Genomic DNA, 16,899 nt, shown 5'->3' on the forward strand with positions numbered 1-16,899 from the left:
CCGAGCATGCGAAACGAGGCGGAAAACCGCCTCGTTTTTTTATGGCCGGCGCACGCAGGTTAGCGGCAGATGTCCGGCCGGCCCGGCGCGATCACGTCCACCGCGTAATCCACGTCCTCCAAACTTTCCACATGCGCCACCAGATTGCCGCCCTTGCGGCGGTATTCCGGCCAGCGCATGTCGTCTCCTGGGCTGGCGGCGAGCGTATCGGCGCAGGCGTAGCGGTCCAGCACGGGAAGCAGTTCGCGGCGCAGCCGCTCCTCGGTCCATTGCCGGTATTGCGCGGGCGGTTGGCTGCTGTTGAACGTGAAATAGAGATGGTAGCTGTCGCCCATGATCAGATCGTGATGCGTCAGCGGCGTGTTGCTTGTGCCGGGATGGAGATGTTCCAGGAAGTCTGACGCTTGGGCGATGTCTTTGGCGGCCAGGCTTTGGCCCGTGAGGGCCAGCAGGCTGAGAGCGAGCAATGCGCGGCGCTTCATGGGCATGGATTTCTATCGGTGGGTGGAGGATTGTTTGACGCCGCTCGGGGAGCGTTCGCCGTCATGGCTTGTTTCGGCAAGGCTGGACAGGTTCTGCGTCTCTCCCATGGTTTGGTGCAAGCTTTCGATGAAGCGCGCCAGCGCCGGGTTGCCGCTTCCACGCTTCCAGGCGAAGCACAGCGGCAGCGGCACCGACAGGTTCTGCAGCCGGTAAAACCTTGCCTGCGCCGGCGGGCGCGCCAGATTGGCGGCGTTGACGATGGCGGCGCCGATGCCGGCGCAGACCAGTGACAGCATCGCCGCCTCGGTGGGTTGCTCCTGCACCACGTTCAGCCGGATGCCGGCCTGCTGGCAGGCGCTGAACAGGCGGTCATGGTAGGCGGGATAGACGGCGCGCGGGAACGAGACGAAGGGCCGCCCGGCCAGCGCGCGCAGGTCGAACGGCTGCGTCTCGTCGTGTTCTATCCGCCAGGCGCGCGGCAGCGCCAGCACCACGTCCTGCTCCAGCAATGGCAGCGAGGCGAAGCCGTCCGGCAGCGGGTCCAGCTGGTAGATGAAGCCGCCGTCCAGCACGTTCTGGCCGATGGCGTCTAGCTGTTCCGGGCTGTTCAGCGTGGACAGCGACAGGCTCACCTCCGGCGCGTCGGCTTGAAAACGGTGCAGCGCCTGCGGCACCGCGCCGTCCCAGCCGGCGTTTTCCACATAGCCTAGCCGCAGCTGTCCGGCCGCGCCGTCGGCGACCCGGCGCGCGGCCGCAGCAGCGGCGTCGAGCGCCGCCAGGATCTTGCCGATATCGCGCAGATAGCATTCCCCGGCCGGCGTCAGCCGCAGCCCCCGTGGTGAGCGCGTGAACAGCGCAAAGCCCAACTCATCTTCCAGATCCTGCACCTGGCGTGAAATGGCCGGTTGGGTGATGTGCAGCCGCTCCGACGCGGCGCGCATGCTGGCATGTTCGGCCACCGCCGCGAAGTAACGCAGATGCCGCAGCTCCATGATGGCGCTCCCGATTTAGTGATGCTTATAAATTATCACAAAATCATAAATCGGTATTGGAAGGCATGTCTGTTTTCCGGGATAGTAGACCCATATCCCGCGACACCCAGGCAATCGAGAGAACCATGATGAACGCCCAAACCTACCGCGTCGGCAACGCCCGCGTGACGCGCGTGACCGACACCCTGCTCACCGGCATCACCCCGGCCTACCTGTACGCCGACTGGCGCGACGGCGTGCTGGACGAGCAGCCGCAATTGCGCGGCCTGCTGGACGACAGCGGCGAGCACATCATCCTCAGCGTGCATACCTGGGTGGTGGAACTGGGCGGCAAGGTGTTTCTGATCGATACCGGGCTAGGCAACGACAAGGAGCGGCCGTTCAGCGCCATGTTCCACCGGCTGCGCACGCCGTTTCTGGAACGCCTGGCAGCCCTGGGCATAGCGCCGGATGACGTGGACCACGTACTGTTGACGCATCTGCACGCCGACCACGTGGGTTGGAATACCCGGCTGGTGGAGGGCCGCTGGGTGCCAACCTTCCCCAATGCCCGCTACGCGATGCCGCAGGGCGAGCTGGACTTCTTCGCCACGTCGGAGGCCGACAAGCGCCGCATCGTGTTTGACGACAGCGTGGCGCCGGTGCTGGCCAGCGGCCAAGGAGTGGGCATTGATGCGGCGGGGGACGATTACGAAGAAGCCTTCCATTTTTACCCGACGCCTGGCCATTGCGCCGGCCACATGTCCATCTCGCTGCGCTCGGCAGGAGAAACCGCCATCTTCACCGGCGACGCGATGCACTCGCTGGTTCAGGTCTACCACCCGGAATGGAACTCCGCCTTCTGCCGGGAACAAGACGGCGCGCGGGCCTCCCGCCGCTGGCTGTTGGACTACGCCTGTGAACACAAGGCCACCGTATTCACCGCTCACTTTGGCGCGTCGTCTGCGGGCGTGGTGAGCCGGGAGGGTGATGGTTATGGGTGGCGGTTTCTGTGAAATCAGCGGTGTTGCGTAGTGTTGAGTAGGTTAAGGAGTATTTCTGTTATTCAGTGGCTCTGCTGCTTCAATCAATTTGGATGGATTGAACATAGTTGTCGCCATTGTTTTAGCGATGGCTTAGAGGCGTTGAGTTGGTGAAGAGTTTTATCTGCATCCATCCGTTACTGAGTAAACAATTTCCCTAAATTTCTTGATAGAATTTGTTTTGTAAACATCGGATATTTTATTCAACTCTTCGAAAGAAATTGATCCTGCATTTATTTCTAAGTCAGAGTTTTTTCCTATTATTCTGGCGCTATAGCACAGCCCTGTTCCTGACATGCCATTCTTGTACGTTATACCACATATTTCCGTTGCTTCGTAGATGGAAAAACCATTCTTTCTAGTTAGTAAGGCAGGGCCTGATGTGCCATCAACACCACCTAGATACCAACTCCCCCTGACACCAAGCCCCTCCTGCGCATCCGAGTCTGATATAGGTATAATGTTTGGCTTTTCTTTTTTTGTTACGCTGATAAGTAGGTTTTGATTTGTAAGGTAACTATTTTTCCTTACTAGTTTTGCACCTAGTCTATTCCAGTTTGCCGCTGAATAGAGAAATTTAACATCTTTGATGCAGACCTTCTCATTCGCAAAAGATGAATGCGGCAATAGTAATGCTAAGGTGATTAGTATTCGTATGCTAAAAAGAAATGAATTTTGCACTGGATTAAAATCTTGGTGAGTCATCAAATCATTTTGACGATAGAGCATCGACAAATTTTATACCTTTCAATTCCAATTCACTTGTAGTGATAAGAAAAATCTTTCTAAGGAGTTCAGCATTGCTGCATCGTCCATATCATCTGGATTTGCTTTGTAGGCTGCATAAATAGAGTAAGTGTCTTTCTTTGAAAAGTAAAAGTCTTTTTCTATAGATTCAACGCTTCCATCTTTATTTTTCTTGATAAAAGTATCTACTTTTACATCACCATTTTGATGTTTCACAAAATAGCTTTGGTAGATTATTTCAGCACTTTTTCCTTTTATTTCATCAAGCACTTCCTTGGTTGGTGGCGTTGCATCTAATTGATTGCTTTCGCTTGGAAAGCTGAGCTTTACTGCTTTTTTGCCATTTTGTAATTTAACAGTCAGCTCGCTCTTGCAGTTGTCTAGCTTTGACTGTTTTTTAATAAAGTTGATATCTAAGGTTTTGGGCGGGATGAAGGTGAATATTCCATTGCAGTAAGAAATTCTATCAGATGCGATCGCATTGCATGAGATAAATAGTAATATAATCCAGAATAGTTTCATGCCTACTCTCCTATGGGTCTGAAATTTTTTGGAGGGGCAGTCTCATCATTTGATGCGTACCATGCATGCTGAAAGCATGGCCATCTGACTTCATTGAAATGATGTGCTGCAGTATTAATGCATTTTGTAACTTGTTTTGATGATTCTAAATCAGCCCCTTTGTCTGCCCAGGAATTTATACCTAAGTCTCCCAAGGGAACCATTTTTTTCTTTTCATTAATTTTGTTTCTCTGTTTTGAAGCCCAAAAATAACCTGCAGCATCACATGTTTTGTAGGCACTCGTTAGAAGTGTTTGCGATTGGTTTTCTATAGAAAAATCAATTCTTCTATATTTGCCGTACCTTATATAATTTTCTCTGCCGGTTAGTTGGATCAAACCTCTTCCCTTGAATTTCTTTCCATCCCCTTTGGCAGTATTCCCCAGCTTTTTCCCTTGATCTGTTCCGGGTTCATACTTGTCAAAATATGAATCGGGTCCGCCCTCCACCATTGCTTTTAGTCGGCCAGTTTCTTCTGCTAACTGAGAGATGAGATGAGATATTCGCAATGGTGTTACAATAAGATACTTTCTCATAACAGTCGATATGTTTGGATATAATTGTGCAGGTCGCTTTTCATCGGCTGTAGAAAGATATTCGTATATGTTTCCTTTTGTCAGTGCGCTGTTTTGGTCTTCTCTATTTATCACGCTTGGATTGGGTAAAGTTTTCCTAATTAATCTGGAGATGTCATCTTTTCCCATCCATCCACATCTTCTAAAGTGTGAAAAAAATAGTCTTGGATGAAAGTGCCAATGGTTACTATTTAGCTCCAGTCCAGCCTCCTCCCAGAAGGACAAAGCCTCCACGTATGCTTTGAAATCAGCATACTGTTCCTCAGTCATTGGCTCATTCAGCACATCGCTCTTCTTTTTCAACCAATCATATCGCGTATCTATATGTCCCTTTTCCCATTCGGTTGGGAACTTGCAAATCGCGTGTGAGAGCCGAGATTGGGTTTTTGCATCCCCTAGCGCGGCCGTTAGCGCACCTGCTGTCAACTTGCTGCCTGAGCTCCCGACGATCCATTTCTCAAGCGTTGGGGAGTTGCACTGGCTGTCGGGTGTTGGGTCGTCATCGATCAAGGCCCAGCCTAGCCAGTGGGGGAAGTCGGCGTCACTGAATTTTTTCACGCCTGCCGCATTCAGATCGACCCAGGCTTGGCCGCCGGGATAGTTGACCTTGTGCCAATGCGGAACGGCCCCGGCTGCGATGGGTGTTTCGTTCTCCGTATTGATGACTCTGCCAAAGCGGAGCAATTCATAAGCAGCGCTCGGCGCGATATGGAAGGCATCGCCTAGAGTGGCCGCTCTGCTGTAAAGGTTGTATTCGTATTTGTCATCGCTATTGGCCAACGGCGGGTCTAACTCGATATATAAGCCTGCTTGCTGCGGGTCTTCCTGGCGTGTCGTCAGCAAGCACTTGCCGCGCTCGAATCGCATCGTCACAAACAAAGGCACCGCAGAAGTATGCACAGGCGCTCCGCTGCCTGTGGGGGCCTGTGGCGAGGCAATGGCGGCAAAGAAGGACGTGCCTGGCGGCAGGTAGAAGTGCATGTCGCCATAGATGATCATGTCCCGGCCATCGGCGCCGATGTCCAGCTTGCCAGAGCTTCTGCCGACGATCTTCTTCAAATTGGCGTCGTCGCAGATGATTTCCAGATGAATGGCGTTCTTGCCGTTGCAGCTGCCGACGCTGCCCAGGCTGTCCTTGCGGTTCACCGGCTGCTTGTTTTTGACGAAAACCTCTTTCAGATGCATGTAGATGGAGTAGTACTCAATCTGGCCATCCGGCCCTTCGCCGATTTCCGTACTGTGTTTGATCACCACGCAGCCGTTGTCGGTCTCTCCTTGATACGCCAGCGGCTTTTTGTCGGCATCTGGTGACGGCGTTCTTTTGTATACGACTGTGCCGTCGGCGATGGCGCGAACCGGTTCGCCTTGCGCGCCGGTGTCCGTATGTTCGATGTGTTGGCCGCCATGCCACGCCATGCGGCTGGCGATGGGGAAGCCACCTCGGGAAGAGAACGGCATCAGGTTGGCAAGCCATTGTTCGTCGCTGGCGTTGCCTTGAGGTGTTTTGAGGATGGGAGGGCTGATAATCATGCTGTTATCCGCTTATTCCGAGAACGGATGGGTATTGGGAGGGGTGTACTTGTCCTTGGGGAGCGTCGGCAATGGCGGGTTCATGCTCGCTGGCCCGCTCAGATCATGGCTGGCACCCTTGACGCTGACCGTGCCGGGGCAGTGCACCTCGATGTTGCCGCCGGCGATGCGGATATAGCCGCCGCCGGCGGTGACCAGGATTTCCTGCTTGGCGTTGACGACGACCCGCTCCTTGCATGAAGTAATCGTCACATCCTGATCCGCCGTGATTTCCATCGCATCGCTCTGCGCTTGCACCTGCACTTTGCCTTTGGCGGCAATCAGCTTCAGTGCCACCTTGTCTTTTACTCCCGCTACGAACAGGCTGATGCTTTTACCGACATTGTGGAGCCAGCGCCGGCCGGTGGTGTGGTTGGCGTCGCGTTGCGCAACGATGTTCAGATTGGTCCCGGCCGCCAATGTCTGGCTCAGCTCGGTCAGGCTGGCGATGCCTGCTGGCGCGGACAGGATTAGCTGCGGCTGTTGGCCCGATTGATCTTTCGCCATTTTGCCGTCTTTGTCGGTATTGCTTCCCGCCTCCCAGGCGGCCAGGGCGTCCAGCTGATGTTGCGCGTGGCCGGTGGTTTTTTTACCGGCTTTGGCGTTGCCCTCGCCAATCTCATCCGGCCCGGTTTCCATGGTGTCGGCCAACTGGGTGGTGGCGGTTTCCGCCAGAGCCTGGCTTAGGGCAACAGCCGATTGCAGCTGGCTTTGCGCGTGCTCGCGCGCCAGCTGCTTGCCAGAAGCGCCGCTTTGCGCCTCGGTGGACAGCAGCAAGCCGTGCCCGGCGCGGATGGCGCCGTGGTGGTCGGTGCGCAGTTCGAAACCTTCGCCGAGCGGCTGAGCCTTACCGTTGCTTCTGGGATGTGTGAGGAAACCTTGGTTGAGCTGGGTCTTGCCGGGTTCGGTACTGAGCTTGGCCCGCACTTCACCCGGGGTGTCGTCGAACAGCAGTTCGTTGTAGCCGCCGCCCTGGTGTTCCTTGCTCTTGATGCCGGACAGGGTTTTGTTGGCGGGGAGCGCGCCGGCGCCGCTGAAGTCTGGTGTTGAGTGACTGCCGTTGTAGAGCACCCCTTTAACGATTGGACGGTCGATGTCGCCTTCGATGAAGTCAATCATCACCTCCTGGCCGATGCGAGGGATGAACTGGTGGCCCCAGCCGACGCCGGCCGATGGCATGGCGACGCGCAGCCAGCAGGAGGATTTGTCGTCGAGGCCGGCACCAATGGCAGGGTGTTCATCCGGCCGCTGCCAATGGAATTGGATCTTGATCCGGCCTTGTTCGTCGGTGTGGACTTCCTCGCCGGCCGGGCCAACCACGGTGGCGGTTTGCATGCCGTGGGATTTTGGCTTGGAGTGTTCGGTACCGGCATAGGCCGGTGTCAAGGGGATGCCGCGGCGTTGGGTGTGTATCGAGGTGGTGAAGGGAGCCGCGTTTTGCTCCGCGCCGACATGTTGGGCCAGGTCTGTCGGCAGGTTGTTGCGGACTTGGAAGGTTTGGCCGGTGACGACGAATTCGCGCTGCTCGTGGCTGTCGCCATCGTGCGCCGGGTGGTCGTCCAGGCGGAACCACTCGCCCGGTAACAACCCGCGCACCGATCCGCTGCCGCTGAACGACTTGGCTTGCAGATCGTTAGCCTGTTGCCGCAGCTCGGCGTAATGGCCCAATTGTTCTTCGTCGCCGGCATAGTACAGGCCCGGCGCGTCGTACTGCGTCAGGCTACTTTGCAAGAACTGGCCCGTCTGGCCTTGGTCCACGCGACTGCTATCCTGGCTCTGCTGGATGTAGACCGGCTTGTAGTCGTAGCTGGCTAATGCCACACCGCCGGGCACGATCTGGCGGGTAGCTTCCCAGCCGGTGAGGCCATCCTCTTCTTCCGTCGCATCGCTGCGGTGAAAGCGCACCCGCTCCAGCTTCGACGCCGGTAGGCTGTGGGCATCGTCAAAGATGGCCAGCTCCACCTGCGGGCCGTCTTCATCCAGATGAACGAATCGCCAAGCGTAGCCTTCCTCATGCAGCAGCCGGACGATGAAATCGAAATCGCTTTCTCGATACTGCAGGGTGTAGCTGCGGGGCTGGGCTGGCTTCACCTGGATGTCCAGCGTTTGCACCCGAACGAAGGCGGGATTGGCGGCCTGATGCTCGGAAAGGATTTGCTTGACGATGTCCGGCACCGACAGGTCCTGGAACACGCGGGAGGTCTTGCGGTGGCGCAGCAGCGCGAACGGCGGCTCGATGGTCAGCGCATACTTGGCGAAGCCGCCGTCCGCACCCGCCAGCCTGGCCTGGCTGACCACGCCGCAGCGTATGGTTTCGTCGCCATCGGCATCGGCGATGCCGATCCGAGCGGGCTGGCCAAGTAGGGTCTTGAGTTCGATGTTGCCATCTGGCGACAGGCTGGTCAGCGTGTAGCGGTAGGCGCGGGAGACGCCTTCCTCGCCATCCAGGCTTAACGGCAGCAGTTGCTCGACGGCGATTTGGCCGCTGCCAAGCTGCAGCGTCAACATCCGGTGGTCTTGGCCAAAGGCGGAAGCAAAGCTGGACAACAGTGCGTTCAGATCCATCGGCATTCCAGACGAAGATACCCTCAGGCGAAGGTATGTCATTGAGCAGGAAGAAGATTAGGATTCTATTGACCTTGTGAAGGCAGTAACAAGCCAGGCCTGGCAGAAAACCAAGGGATTTGCACCAAAGGACAGGCTATTTGACCGGCAGGTCGATAGTACTCACCGGATCTAGATGGACCGTGCCTATCAGTTTGTATGTGTCTGAATGTAAAGCCGCCACGCATCCAGTTGGGCGGGCTTGCTGCCATATACTCATTGTTTGTTGATATGGATAACAGCTACCCAGAGTTGCATTGGGCTTAGCGCCGCTAACAAAACCCCTGATCCTGCGTTGCGCTTCCTTGTCGTGCCTGAGTCAGGTATGGAACGGAATTTTGTTAGCCGCTCTTATGGACTTGCAGTCTTGCAATCCACATTGATCGCCATCGTGTCTATCAGCCGAATGTTGTCGCCCAGCAAGATGGTGTAGATCTGATAGCCATCCGCCAGCATCAGCATTTCGTCTGTGTGATCTAGTATCCAGCCGCGGACGAGTTTGCCGTTATCCAGGGCAAGGCGGCTGGGGCGAGGCTTTTGCTGGCGGTGGTTGCGCATGGTTTTGGTGAAAAACGCTTGGCGCAGGCTGCCAGCCTGTCCTTCCTCAAGCAGCGCCTTGGCCTCGCCGGCATTCCAAGGCCCTGCTTCCTCACCTGCTCGTCCCACGCATCTTGCCGCCGGATGGCCGGCCGCGCGTGCCCAGTCGCCATCACTCCAGCGAAGTTATGCCAAAAATCATACGGTCGCTTTAATTCTTGCCTGCATGCTGATGCTATGCATTTAGGATAATTCTATTAAGTATTTTACTTAAAATTCATATGAATACAATTCATATGCCACCCGATATCAGATCCGGGGCTGGCCTTTTCGCAGCCGCCGCGCAGAACGGCGGCGCGGGAAGCGCAAATCGTTTCAATCAACACAAGACGGGGCTACAGACGATGCATCAATACACCAATATCAAAAAAGCCATCCAGCTGAGCAACAGCTTCTGGGATGTCACCACCGCGGCCGGCATGGCCAATATCGCCACCCGCAACCTGGGCAACGGCCGTCATGAGGCGGTGGCCAGCGGCCGGCAGTTCACCAATATGTCGTCCTACTCCTACCTGGGGCTGGACTCTCACCCGGCCATTTTGCGCGCCGCGGCGGACGCGGTGCTGAACACCGGCTCGCTCAACACCTCCATCTCGCGCATCCGGGTGCAGTTCGACATCCTGCAGCAGGCGGAGGAGGCGCTGGCCAGCCTGGTGGACGCCGAGACGTTGACGGTGCCGTCTTGCGCCGCCGCGGCCGCCGCCACGCTGCCGTTGCTGGCTTCCGGCGCGCTGACCGGCGACGTGGCGCCGCTGATGGTGTTCGACAAGAACGCCCATTTCTGCCTGAACATGATGAAGCCGATCTGCGCCGACGAGACGGAGATCCAGACCATACGGCACAACGATCTGAACGCGCTGGAAGACCTGTGCAAGACGCATGCCCGCGTTGCCTATGTTGCCGACGGCGTCTACAGCACCGGCGGCATGGCGCCGGTGAAGGAGCTGTTGGCCCTGCAGGACAAGTACGGCCTGTTCCTGTTCTTCGACGAGGCGCACGGCCTGTCCACGTTGGGCCATCTGGGCCGCGGCCTGGTGCTGGAGGAGATGGGAGCGATCAACGACCGCACCCTGATCGTCACTTCGCTGAACAAGGGTTTCGGCGCGTCCGGCGGCGCCATCTTCCTGGGACCGCGCGGCGACGCCGAGCGCCGCAAGCTGGCCACCCGCTTCGGCGGCCCGGTGACCTGGTCGCAGCGCATCAACACCGCCGGCCTGGGCGCCATCATCGAGTCGGTGGCGGTGCACAAGTCCGCCGAGCTGCCGGCGCTGCAGCAAAAGCTGCAGGACAATATCCGCCTGTTCGACCAGCACGTGGAATCGGAAAACAGCGGCGATATGCTGCCGATCCGCTTCGTCTCCATCGGCTCGGAAGAGCGCACCATCCTGTACGCCAAGAGCTTGCTGGAAGACGGCTATTACACCTCGCCCATCTTCTTCCCGGTGATCGCCAAAGGCCGCGCCGGCCTGCGCATCATGATCCGCGCGAATATGACGGTGGAGGAAATCGAGCGTTTCGGCGCCTGCCTGAAGCAGCTGCGAGCCAGCCATGAGTAAGGCTTCCGCTCAGACTGCAGCCGCCCCGCGGGAGGCCGCGCGCCCGGCCGCGCGGGTGATGGTGTTGTGCTGCCTGATTGTGTTCATGGCGCAGATGGCCACCACCGTCTATCTGCCGTCGCTGCCGGCGGTGATGCGCGAGCTGGCGATGAGCCAGAGCCTGGTGGAGATGTCTATCTCCGGCTTCGTCGTCGGCGCCGCGCTGCCGGTGCTGTTCTGGGGATCGGCCGCCGACCGCTGGGGCCGCCGCGGCCCGTTGCTGGCTTCGCTGGCGCTGTTCGTGCTGTGCAGCGCGCTGCTGGCCGCCGTAGGAAGCGCCGCCGAGCTGCTGGCGCTGCGGGTGCTGCAGGGCATCGCCGCAGGCGGCGCGGCCATCATCGCCCGCATCATCGTCCGCGACAACTGGAGCGGCGACGAGCTGGCGCGCCGGCTGTCGGTGCTGTCCATCGCCTTCATCACGGCGCTGGGCGGCGGCCAGTTCATCGGCGGGCTGATCGGCGAGTACAGCCGCTGGCAGCTGGGCTTCGTGCTGATGGCCGCCACCGGCATCCTGGCCGCATTGCTGAGCATGACCCTGCCGCTGCAGGGCGGCCGGCCGGCGGCTGCGCGCCGCGGCGGCAGTCCTTACTGGCAGATCCTGCGCCGGCCCGGTTTTGTGCTGCCGGCTTGCGCCGGCGGCCTGGGTTTCGCCACCACGGTCACGCTGCAGGAAGTCAGCCCCTTCGTGTTCCAGGAGCACTTCGGCCTGGCGGTGGCCAGCTTCGGCAATGTCGGCCTGCTGATAGGCCTGGCCTATTTCAGCGGCGCCATGGTGGTCAACCGCACCGTCGCCAAGCTGGGCGGCAAGAAGCTGATGCGGACCGGCGCGCTGCTGATGGCCGCGGCCACCGTCGCCATGCTGTTGTGCTGGCACCTGGGCGTGCTGGAGGCCAGGCCCGGCTTGTTGCTGTTCGTCGGCCTGTATTGCCTGACCATTTTCGGCCAGGCGGTGCTGTTCCCCAACAGCATGGCCACCGCGGTCAGCGACGCCAAGGACCACGGCGCCCACGCGATGGCGCTGTGCGGCTTCCTGCAGCAAGGTTTGGCCGGCATCGCCGCCACCGCCTCGGTGCTGCTGCACCACAACGGCGCCTGGACGCTGGCGGTGGCCGGGCTCGGCCTGATCACTCTTCTGCAAGTTCTGTTCCAGGCGCGCCTGCGCGCGGCCTGACGCAAGGAATCGGATATGTCTCGAATCGAATCGCGCCTCCCTGCCAGCGGCGAGGCCTATGAGCGCAATATGGCGGCCTATGGCGTGCTGCGCGGGCAGATCGCCGCCGCCCGCGACGCCGCCTTGCAGGGCGGCGGCGCCGAGGCCCGCGCCAAGCAGGCGGCCAAGGGCAAGCGGTCTCCGCGCGAGCGGCTGTCGCTGCTGCTGGACCCCGGCACGCCCTTCCTGGAAATCGGCCAGCTGGCCGGTCATGAGGTGTATGACCACGCGGTGCCCTGCGCCGGCATCGTCACCGGCATAGGCATCGTCTCCGGCCACGCGGTGGCAGTGTTCGCCAACGACGCCTCGGTCAAGGGCGGCACCTACTATCCGCTGACGCTGCGCAAGCATCTGCGCACCCAGGACATCGCCCGCGAGCTGGGCCTGCCCTGCCTGTACCTGGTGGATTCCGGCGGCGTCTACCTGCCGCTGCAGGAAGAAATCTTTCCGGACGAGCACCATTTCGGCCGCATCTTCCGCAATATCGCCGAGATGTCGGCGCTGGGGCTGCCGCAGATCTCGGCCGTGCTCGGCTCTTGCACCGCCGGCGGCGCCTACATTCCGGCGATGAGCGACGAAACCATCATCGTGCGCGGCAACGGCTCCATCTTTCTCGGGGGCCCGCAGCTGGTGCGCGCGGCCACCGGCGTCATCGTCGACGCCGAGACGCTGGGCGGCGCCGACGTTCACACCCGCGACAGCGGCGTGGCCGACCATTACGCGGTCAGCGACGAGCACGCCATCCAGCTGCTGCGCGACATCGTCGCCCGCCGCGGCGTGGGCAAGCAGTACGCGCCGCCGCAGGCGCCGCTGCCGCCGCGCCACGATCCGGCCGAGCTGCCCGGCATCATCAGCGCCAATCCGCGCGAGCACATCCCGGCGCGCGAAATCCTGGCCCGGCTGCTGGACGACTCCGCCTTCGCCGAGTACCGCGCCCGCTTCGGCACCAGCATTCTGTGCGGCACCGGCCATATCGGCGGCTACCCGGTGGGCGTGCTGATCAACGACGGGGTGCTGTTCTCGGAAAGCGCGCAAAAAGCGGCCAACTTCATCGAAATCTGCTCCCAGCGCGGCATTCCGCTGCTGTTTCTGCACAATATCAACGGCTTCATGGTGGGCGCGGAGTACGAGGCCGGCGGCATCGCCAAGCACGGCGCCAAGATGGTCAACGCCGCCTCCTGCGCCCGCGTGCCCAAGTTCAGCATCCTGATAGGCGGCAGCTACGGCGCCGGCAATCTGGCGATGTGCGGCCGCTCCATCGGCCCGCAGCTGATGGCGATGTGGCCCAACGCCAAAACCACGGTGGTCGGCGGCGAGCAGGCCGCCACCGTGCTGGCATTGATCCGCGCCGAGCAGTTGGAAAAGCAGGGCAAGCCCTGGACGGCGGAGGAGGAGGAGACCTTCAAGCGGCCGATACGCGAGGCCTACGAACGGCAGGGCCAGGCGCTGTACGTCGCCTCACGGCTGTGGGTGGACGCCATCGTCGACCCCGCCCAAACCCGCGAGTGGCTGGCGCTCAGCCTGGCGTTGGCCGCCGCCGCCCCCGCCCGCGAAACCCGCTTTGGCGTTTTCAGGATGTAGCCCATGTTCAAACGAATTTTGATCGCCAACCGCGGCGAGATCGCCCGCCGCATCGCCCGCAGCTGCCAGCGGCTGGGCATAGAGTTTGTCGCCGTCCACTCCAGCGCCGACGCCGGAGCCGACCACCTGCGGGGCGCCGTCGCGCGCGAATGGATAGGCGAGGCCCCGGCCAGCGCCAGCTATCTGAACGGCCAGGCCATCATAGACGCCGCGCTGCGCAGCGGCTGCGAGGCCATCCACCCCGGCTACGGCTTCCTGTCGGAAAACCCCGGTTTCGCCCGCGCGGTGGCCGAGGCCGGCCTGGTCTTCATCGGCCCGGACGCGGACACCATCGTCCAGATGGGCGACAAGGCCCGCGCGCGGCAATTGATGGAGGCCGCCGGCGTGCCGGTGCTGCCCGGCTCGCCCGAGGCCACCGAATCCTACGGCCTGATCCAGGAGACCTGCGCCGAGATCGGCTATCCGGTGATACTCAAGCCGTCCGCCGGCGGCGGCGGCAAGGGCATGCAGGTGGTGTGGAGCGAGGCGGAACTGCGCGAGGCGGTGGACGCCGCCGTGCGCATCGGCCGCTCCAGCTTCGGCGACGGCCGGCTGCTGGTGGAGCGCTACGTTTCCCAGCCGCGCCATCTGGAAGTGCAGATCTTCGGCGACGGCCGCGGCGCGGCCGTGCACCTGTTTGAGCGGGAATGCTCGCTGCAGCGCCGCCACCAGAAAATCGTCGAGGAGGCGCCCGCCTGTGGCTTGCCGGCTGACACCCGCGAGGCGCTGCTGGCGGCCGCCGTGCGCGGCGCCCAGGCGATAGGCTACCGCAACGCCGGCACCTTCGAGTTCATCCTGGCGCCGGACGGCCACTTCTACTTCCTGGAGGTGAACACCCGGCTGCAGGTGGAACACCCGGTGACCGAGGCCATCACCGGCCTGGACCTGGTGGAATGGCAGCTGCGCATCGCCGCCGGCGCGGGCCTGCCGCTGGCCCAGGCCGACATCCGCGCCGACGGCCACGCCATCGAATGCCGCGTGTACGCCGAAGACCCGCTGCGCGAATTCGCGCCGATGCCCGGCGCCGCGCTGCACACGCGCTGGCCGGCGCAGCTGCGCGTCGACGCCGCCTTCGACCACGGCGGCGCGGTGCCGGCCTTTTACGACCCGATGCTGGCCAAGTTGATCGCCCACGGCTCCGGCCGCGCCGCGGCGCTGGCGCAATTGCAGGCCGGCCTGCGCGACACCGAGCTCCTGGGCCTGACCAGCAATTTGGGCTTCCTGCAGCGGCTGCTGCGCGAGCCGCGGGTACAGGCCGGCCAGCTGCACACCCATCTGGTGGACGAGCTGGCGGCAGCTCCGGAGGCCAACCGCCTCACGGCCGCCGTGGCCTGCGCCGCCTCCATCCGCCAGGCGCAAGCCTGCGCCGAATCCGCCTCGCCCTGGCAGGGCGGCGTCGGCGCTTACGACCGCGCCGCGTTGGATCCGGACGCGCCGCTGGGGCGGGTGGCTTACCGCAGCGGGGCCGAGCGCTGGCAGGCCTGGCTGCTCGACCGCGACGACGAGCGAACCCTGGTGCAGGTAGACGGGCAGCGCCATGCCGTCAGCCTGTCCGGCGCCGGCGAGCGCTGGCAGGGCGAGGTGGATGGCTGGCGCTGGTTCGCGCTGCTGCGCGGCGACGATGTCGAGCTGAGTGTTGGCGGCCAGCGCGTGGCACTGCGCGCCGAGCTGGCGGAACAGGCGGAGCAGGAGGCCGGCGGCGGGCTGCAGGTGCGCACGCCTATGCCCGGCACCGTGGTGGCCTTGCCGCTGGCGGCGGGCAGCCGGGTGGAAGCCCAGCAGGTGGTGGCCATCGTGGAGGCGATGAAGATGGAAAACCGCCTGTACGCTCCCTGCGCCGGCATCGTGGCCGAGCTGCACTGCCAGGTCGGCGACATCGTCAATGCCGACGCGCTGCTGGTCAGCCTAGGCTCGGAAGAGGCCGAATAGGCGGCCTGACTGGGTAAGGCGAAAGCCCGCTCCGCTGTACGGCGGGGCGGGCATCGGCATGAGGCGGCCAATGCCAGCCAAATGAACTCGGCGTGGGCAGCCGCCAGCCACCGCGCGCGCCTCATCGCCAATCAGCAGATTGCCGGACATGTTCAGTTCGCCCGATGCCAGCGCAAGCAGTACCTGCTCATCCGTCTAGTCCCTCAGGTCTGCGGACCAGCCCGTGCTTTGCGCGGCAAGGCGCAGCCGCCGTCTCGGGGCCAGTCTGCAGGCAGGAGAGGATGGCTTCCACTGGCATGGCAGGGATTATGAATGGAATCGGGACGGGCTTTGAGTTACCCGCGAGTACGAGAAGGGCCAGGTAGCCCTTGAACACATAAAGCACATACATGGGGATTGCCACTATTCAAATATGCTTTTGCAATATTTGCAGGTGGTTAGTTGCGTGAAAGCTTCTCCTTACCTGTTCTTTAGGTCAGGTAATTGGACGCACTGTGGTTGCAAGCCTGTTAAGGCAGAGATGGCCAATCTAAGATAATCGGGCTGTTTATGCACGTAGAATACTAGAACCCATTGCTGGGTTCTTTCCTTTTCCAGTTCGGATTGCCATGGACCTTAACAGCCTCCTCTCCAGCTTCGCTTCCTCTTTCAATCAAGATCAACGCCTGCTTACTCTAGTTCTCGGCAGCGGCCAGATCGCCTCTGAACAACTATTGCCGCTCAGCCTGGATGGCGAAGAGGGCGTGTCCAAGGCCTATCGTTATCAACTTATCTGCCTGTCCCCCGACGGCGCCATCGAACTCAAGTCCCTGCTTGGCCAGTCCGCCCGCATCGGCATTGCCGACGCCCAGGGCCAGGAGACCATCCGCTGCGGCGTGGTCAGCCAGGCCAGGCTGATGGGGTCCGACGGCGGCTTCGCCCAGTACGGCCTGACCATCGAGCCGCCGATCGCGCTGTTGCGCCACCGCCGCACCTCGCGGGTGTTCCAGGACCTGAGCGTGCCGGACATCGTCCAGCAGATCGTCCATGAGCATCAGGCGGCCAACCCGGTGTTCGCCCGCGCCCAGACCATCGAGTTCAAAGTCGGCCCGGCGCAGCCGCGGAGCTATTGCCTGCAGTACCGCGAGGACGACTTCAGCTTCATCGTCCGCCTGCTGCATGAAGAGGGTTACGCTTGGCGCTTCGAGCATATCGACGGCGATGCGCCCCAAGTCAAGCTGGCGGTGTTCGACGACGCCTACAGCCTGCCGCCGGCCGAGATCGAACGCGTGCGCTTCCACCGCAGCGACGCGACCGAAGAAGAAGACGGCCTCACCGCCTGGAACGCCAGCCGCCAGATCGTCCCCGGCAACGTGGCGCTGGCCACCTTCGACTACCAGCCGGTGTCCACCCAGC

The 16,899-nt window shown here is 61.2% G+C and carries 13 protein-coding genes; 6 read left to right on the forward strand and 7 right to left on the reverse strand.

The genetic code is table 11. From position 1 onward, the window contains the following. Positions 1-59 precede the first annotated feature (59 nt). Both VA599_RS09385 and VA599_RS09390 read right to left on the reverse strand, forming a co-directional pair. Positions 60-482 (reverse strand): hypothetical protein, encoded by a 423-nt coding sequence (locus VA599_RS09385; RefSeq protein WP_104945919.1) that lies wholly within the window; start codon positions 480-482, stop codon positions 60-62. A gap of 12 nt (positions 483-494) precedes the next feature. Continuing rightward, complete coding sequence (locus VA599_RS09390) at positions 495-1,475, reverse strand: LysR family transcriptional regulator (RefSeq protein ID WP_104948034.1); 981 nt, start codon at positions 1,473-1,475, stop codon at positions 495-497. A gap of 125 nt (positions 1,476-1,600) precedes the next feature. Here VA599_RS09390 and VA599_RS09395 point away from each other — a divergent pair, with 125 nt between their 5' ends. Beyond that, positions 1,601-2,470: an MBL fold metallo-hydrolase gene (locus VA599_RS09395; RefSeq protein WP_021475350.1), complete on the forward strand. Its 870-nt coding sequence runs from the start codon at positions 1,601-1,603 to the stop codon at positions 2,468-2,470. A gap of 147 nt (positions 2,471-2,617) precedes the next feature. Here VA599_RS09395 and VA599_RS09400 read toward each other — a convergent pair whose 3' ends face one another. The 5 genes from VA599_RS09400 to VA599_RS09420 form a co-directional block, all read right to left on the reverse strand. After that, entirely contained in the window at positions 2,618-3,226 is a 609-nt protein-coding gene (locus VA599_RS09400) for a hypothetical protein (RefSeq protein WP_346788367.1), read from the reverse strand. An 18-nt stretch (positions 3,227-3,244) separates the two neighbouring features. Continuing rightward, entirely contained in the window at positions 3,245-3,766 is a 522-nt protein-coding gene (locus VA599_RS09405) for a hypothetical protein (protein ID WP_152526805.1), read from the reverse strand. A 2-nt stretch (positions 3,767-3,768) separates the two neighbouring features. Further along, positions 3,769-5,910 carry a peptidoglycan DD-metalloendopeptidase family protein gene (locus VA599_RS09410; protein WP_346788369.1) on the reverse strand — a complete coding sequence of 714 codons (2,142 nt, stop codon included), beginning with the start codon at positions 5,908-5,910 and terminating at the stop codon, positions 3,769-3,771. 12 nt (positions 5,911-5,922) lie between these two features. After that, positions 5,923-8,514: a type VI secretion system Vgr family protein gene (locus tag VA599_RS09415; protein ID WP_346788370.1), complete on the reverse strand. Its 2,592-nt coding sequence runs from the start codon at positions 8,512-8,514 to the stop codon at positions 5,923-5,925. 390 nt (positions 8,515-8,904) lie between these two features. Then, on the reverse strand, positions 8,905-9,219 hold the full coding sequence (locus VA599_RS09420) for a hypothetical protein (protein ID WP_346788371.1): 315 nt from the start codon (positions 9,217-9,219) through the stop codon (positions 8,905-8,907). A 275-nt stretch (positions 9,220-9,494) separates the two neighbouring features. Here VA599_RS09420 and VA599_RS09425 point away from each other — a divergent pair, with 275 nt between their 5' ends. From VA599_RS09425 to VA599_RS09445, 5 genes are all read left to right on the forward strand, one after another. Then, positions 9,495-10,706: an 8-amino-7-oxononanoate synthase family protein gene (locus VA599_RS09425; RefSeq protein WP_346788372.1), complete on the forward strand. Its 1,212-nt coding sequence runs from the start codon at positions 9,495-9,497 to the stop codon at positions 10,704-10,706. Next, positions 10,699-11,916 (forward strand): MFS transporter, encoded by a 1,218-nt coding sequence (locus VA599_RS09430; RefSeq protein ID WP_346788373.1) that lies wholly within the window; start codon positions 10,699-10,701, stop codon positions 11,914-11,916. The genes VA599_RS09425 and VA599_RS09430 overlap by 8 nt, the downstream gene beginning before the upstream one ends. Before the next feature lie 15 nt (positions 11,917-11,931). Continuing rightward, a complete protein-coding gene (locus tag VA599_RS09435; protein ID WP_104945923.1) occupies positions 11,932-13,536 on the forward strand; it encodes a carboxyl transferase domain-containing protein in 1,605 nt (534 codons plus the stop codon). Positions 13,537-13,539: 3 nt separating this feature from the next. Beyond that, the gene (locus tag VA599_RS09440; protein WP_346788374.1) at positions 13,540-15,504 is read left to right on the forward strand and encodes an acetyl/propionyl/methylcrotonyl-CoA carboxylase subunit alpha; all 1,965 of its coding nucleotides are present in this window, start codon (positions 13,540-13,542) and stop codon (positions 15,502-15,504) included. Between the two features lie 608 nt (positions 15,505-16,112). Further along, positions 16,113-16,899: type VI secretion system Vgr family protein (locus VA599_RS09445; protein WP_346788375.1), on the forward strand; the 787-nt coding region annotated here is incomplete at its 3' end.

It is taken from the genome of Chromobacterium indicum (assembly GCF_039708975.1).
Classification (GTDB): Bacteria; Pseudomonadota; Gammaproteobacteria; order Burkholderiales; family Chromobacteriaceae; genus Chromobacterium; species Chromobacterium piscinae.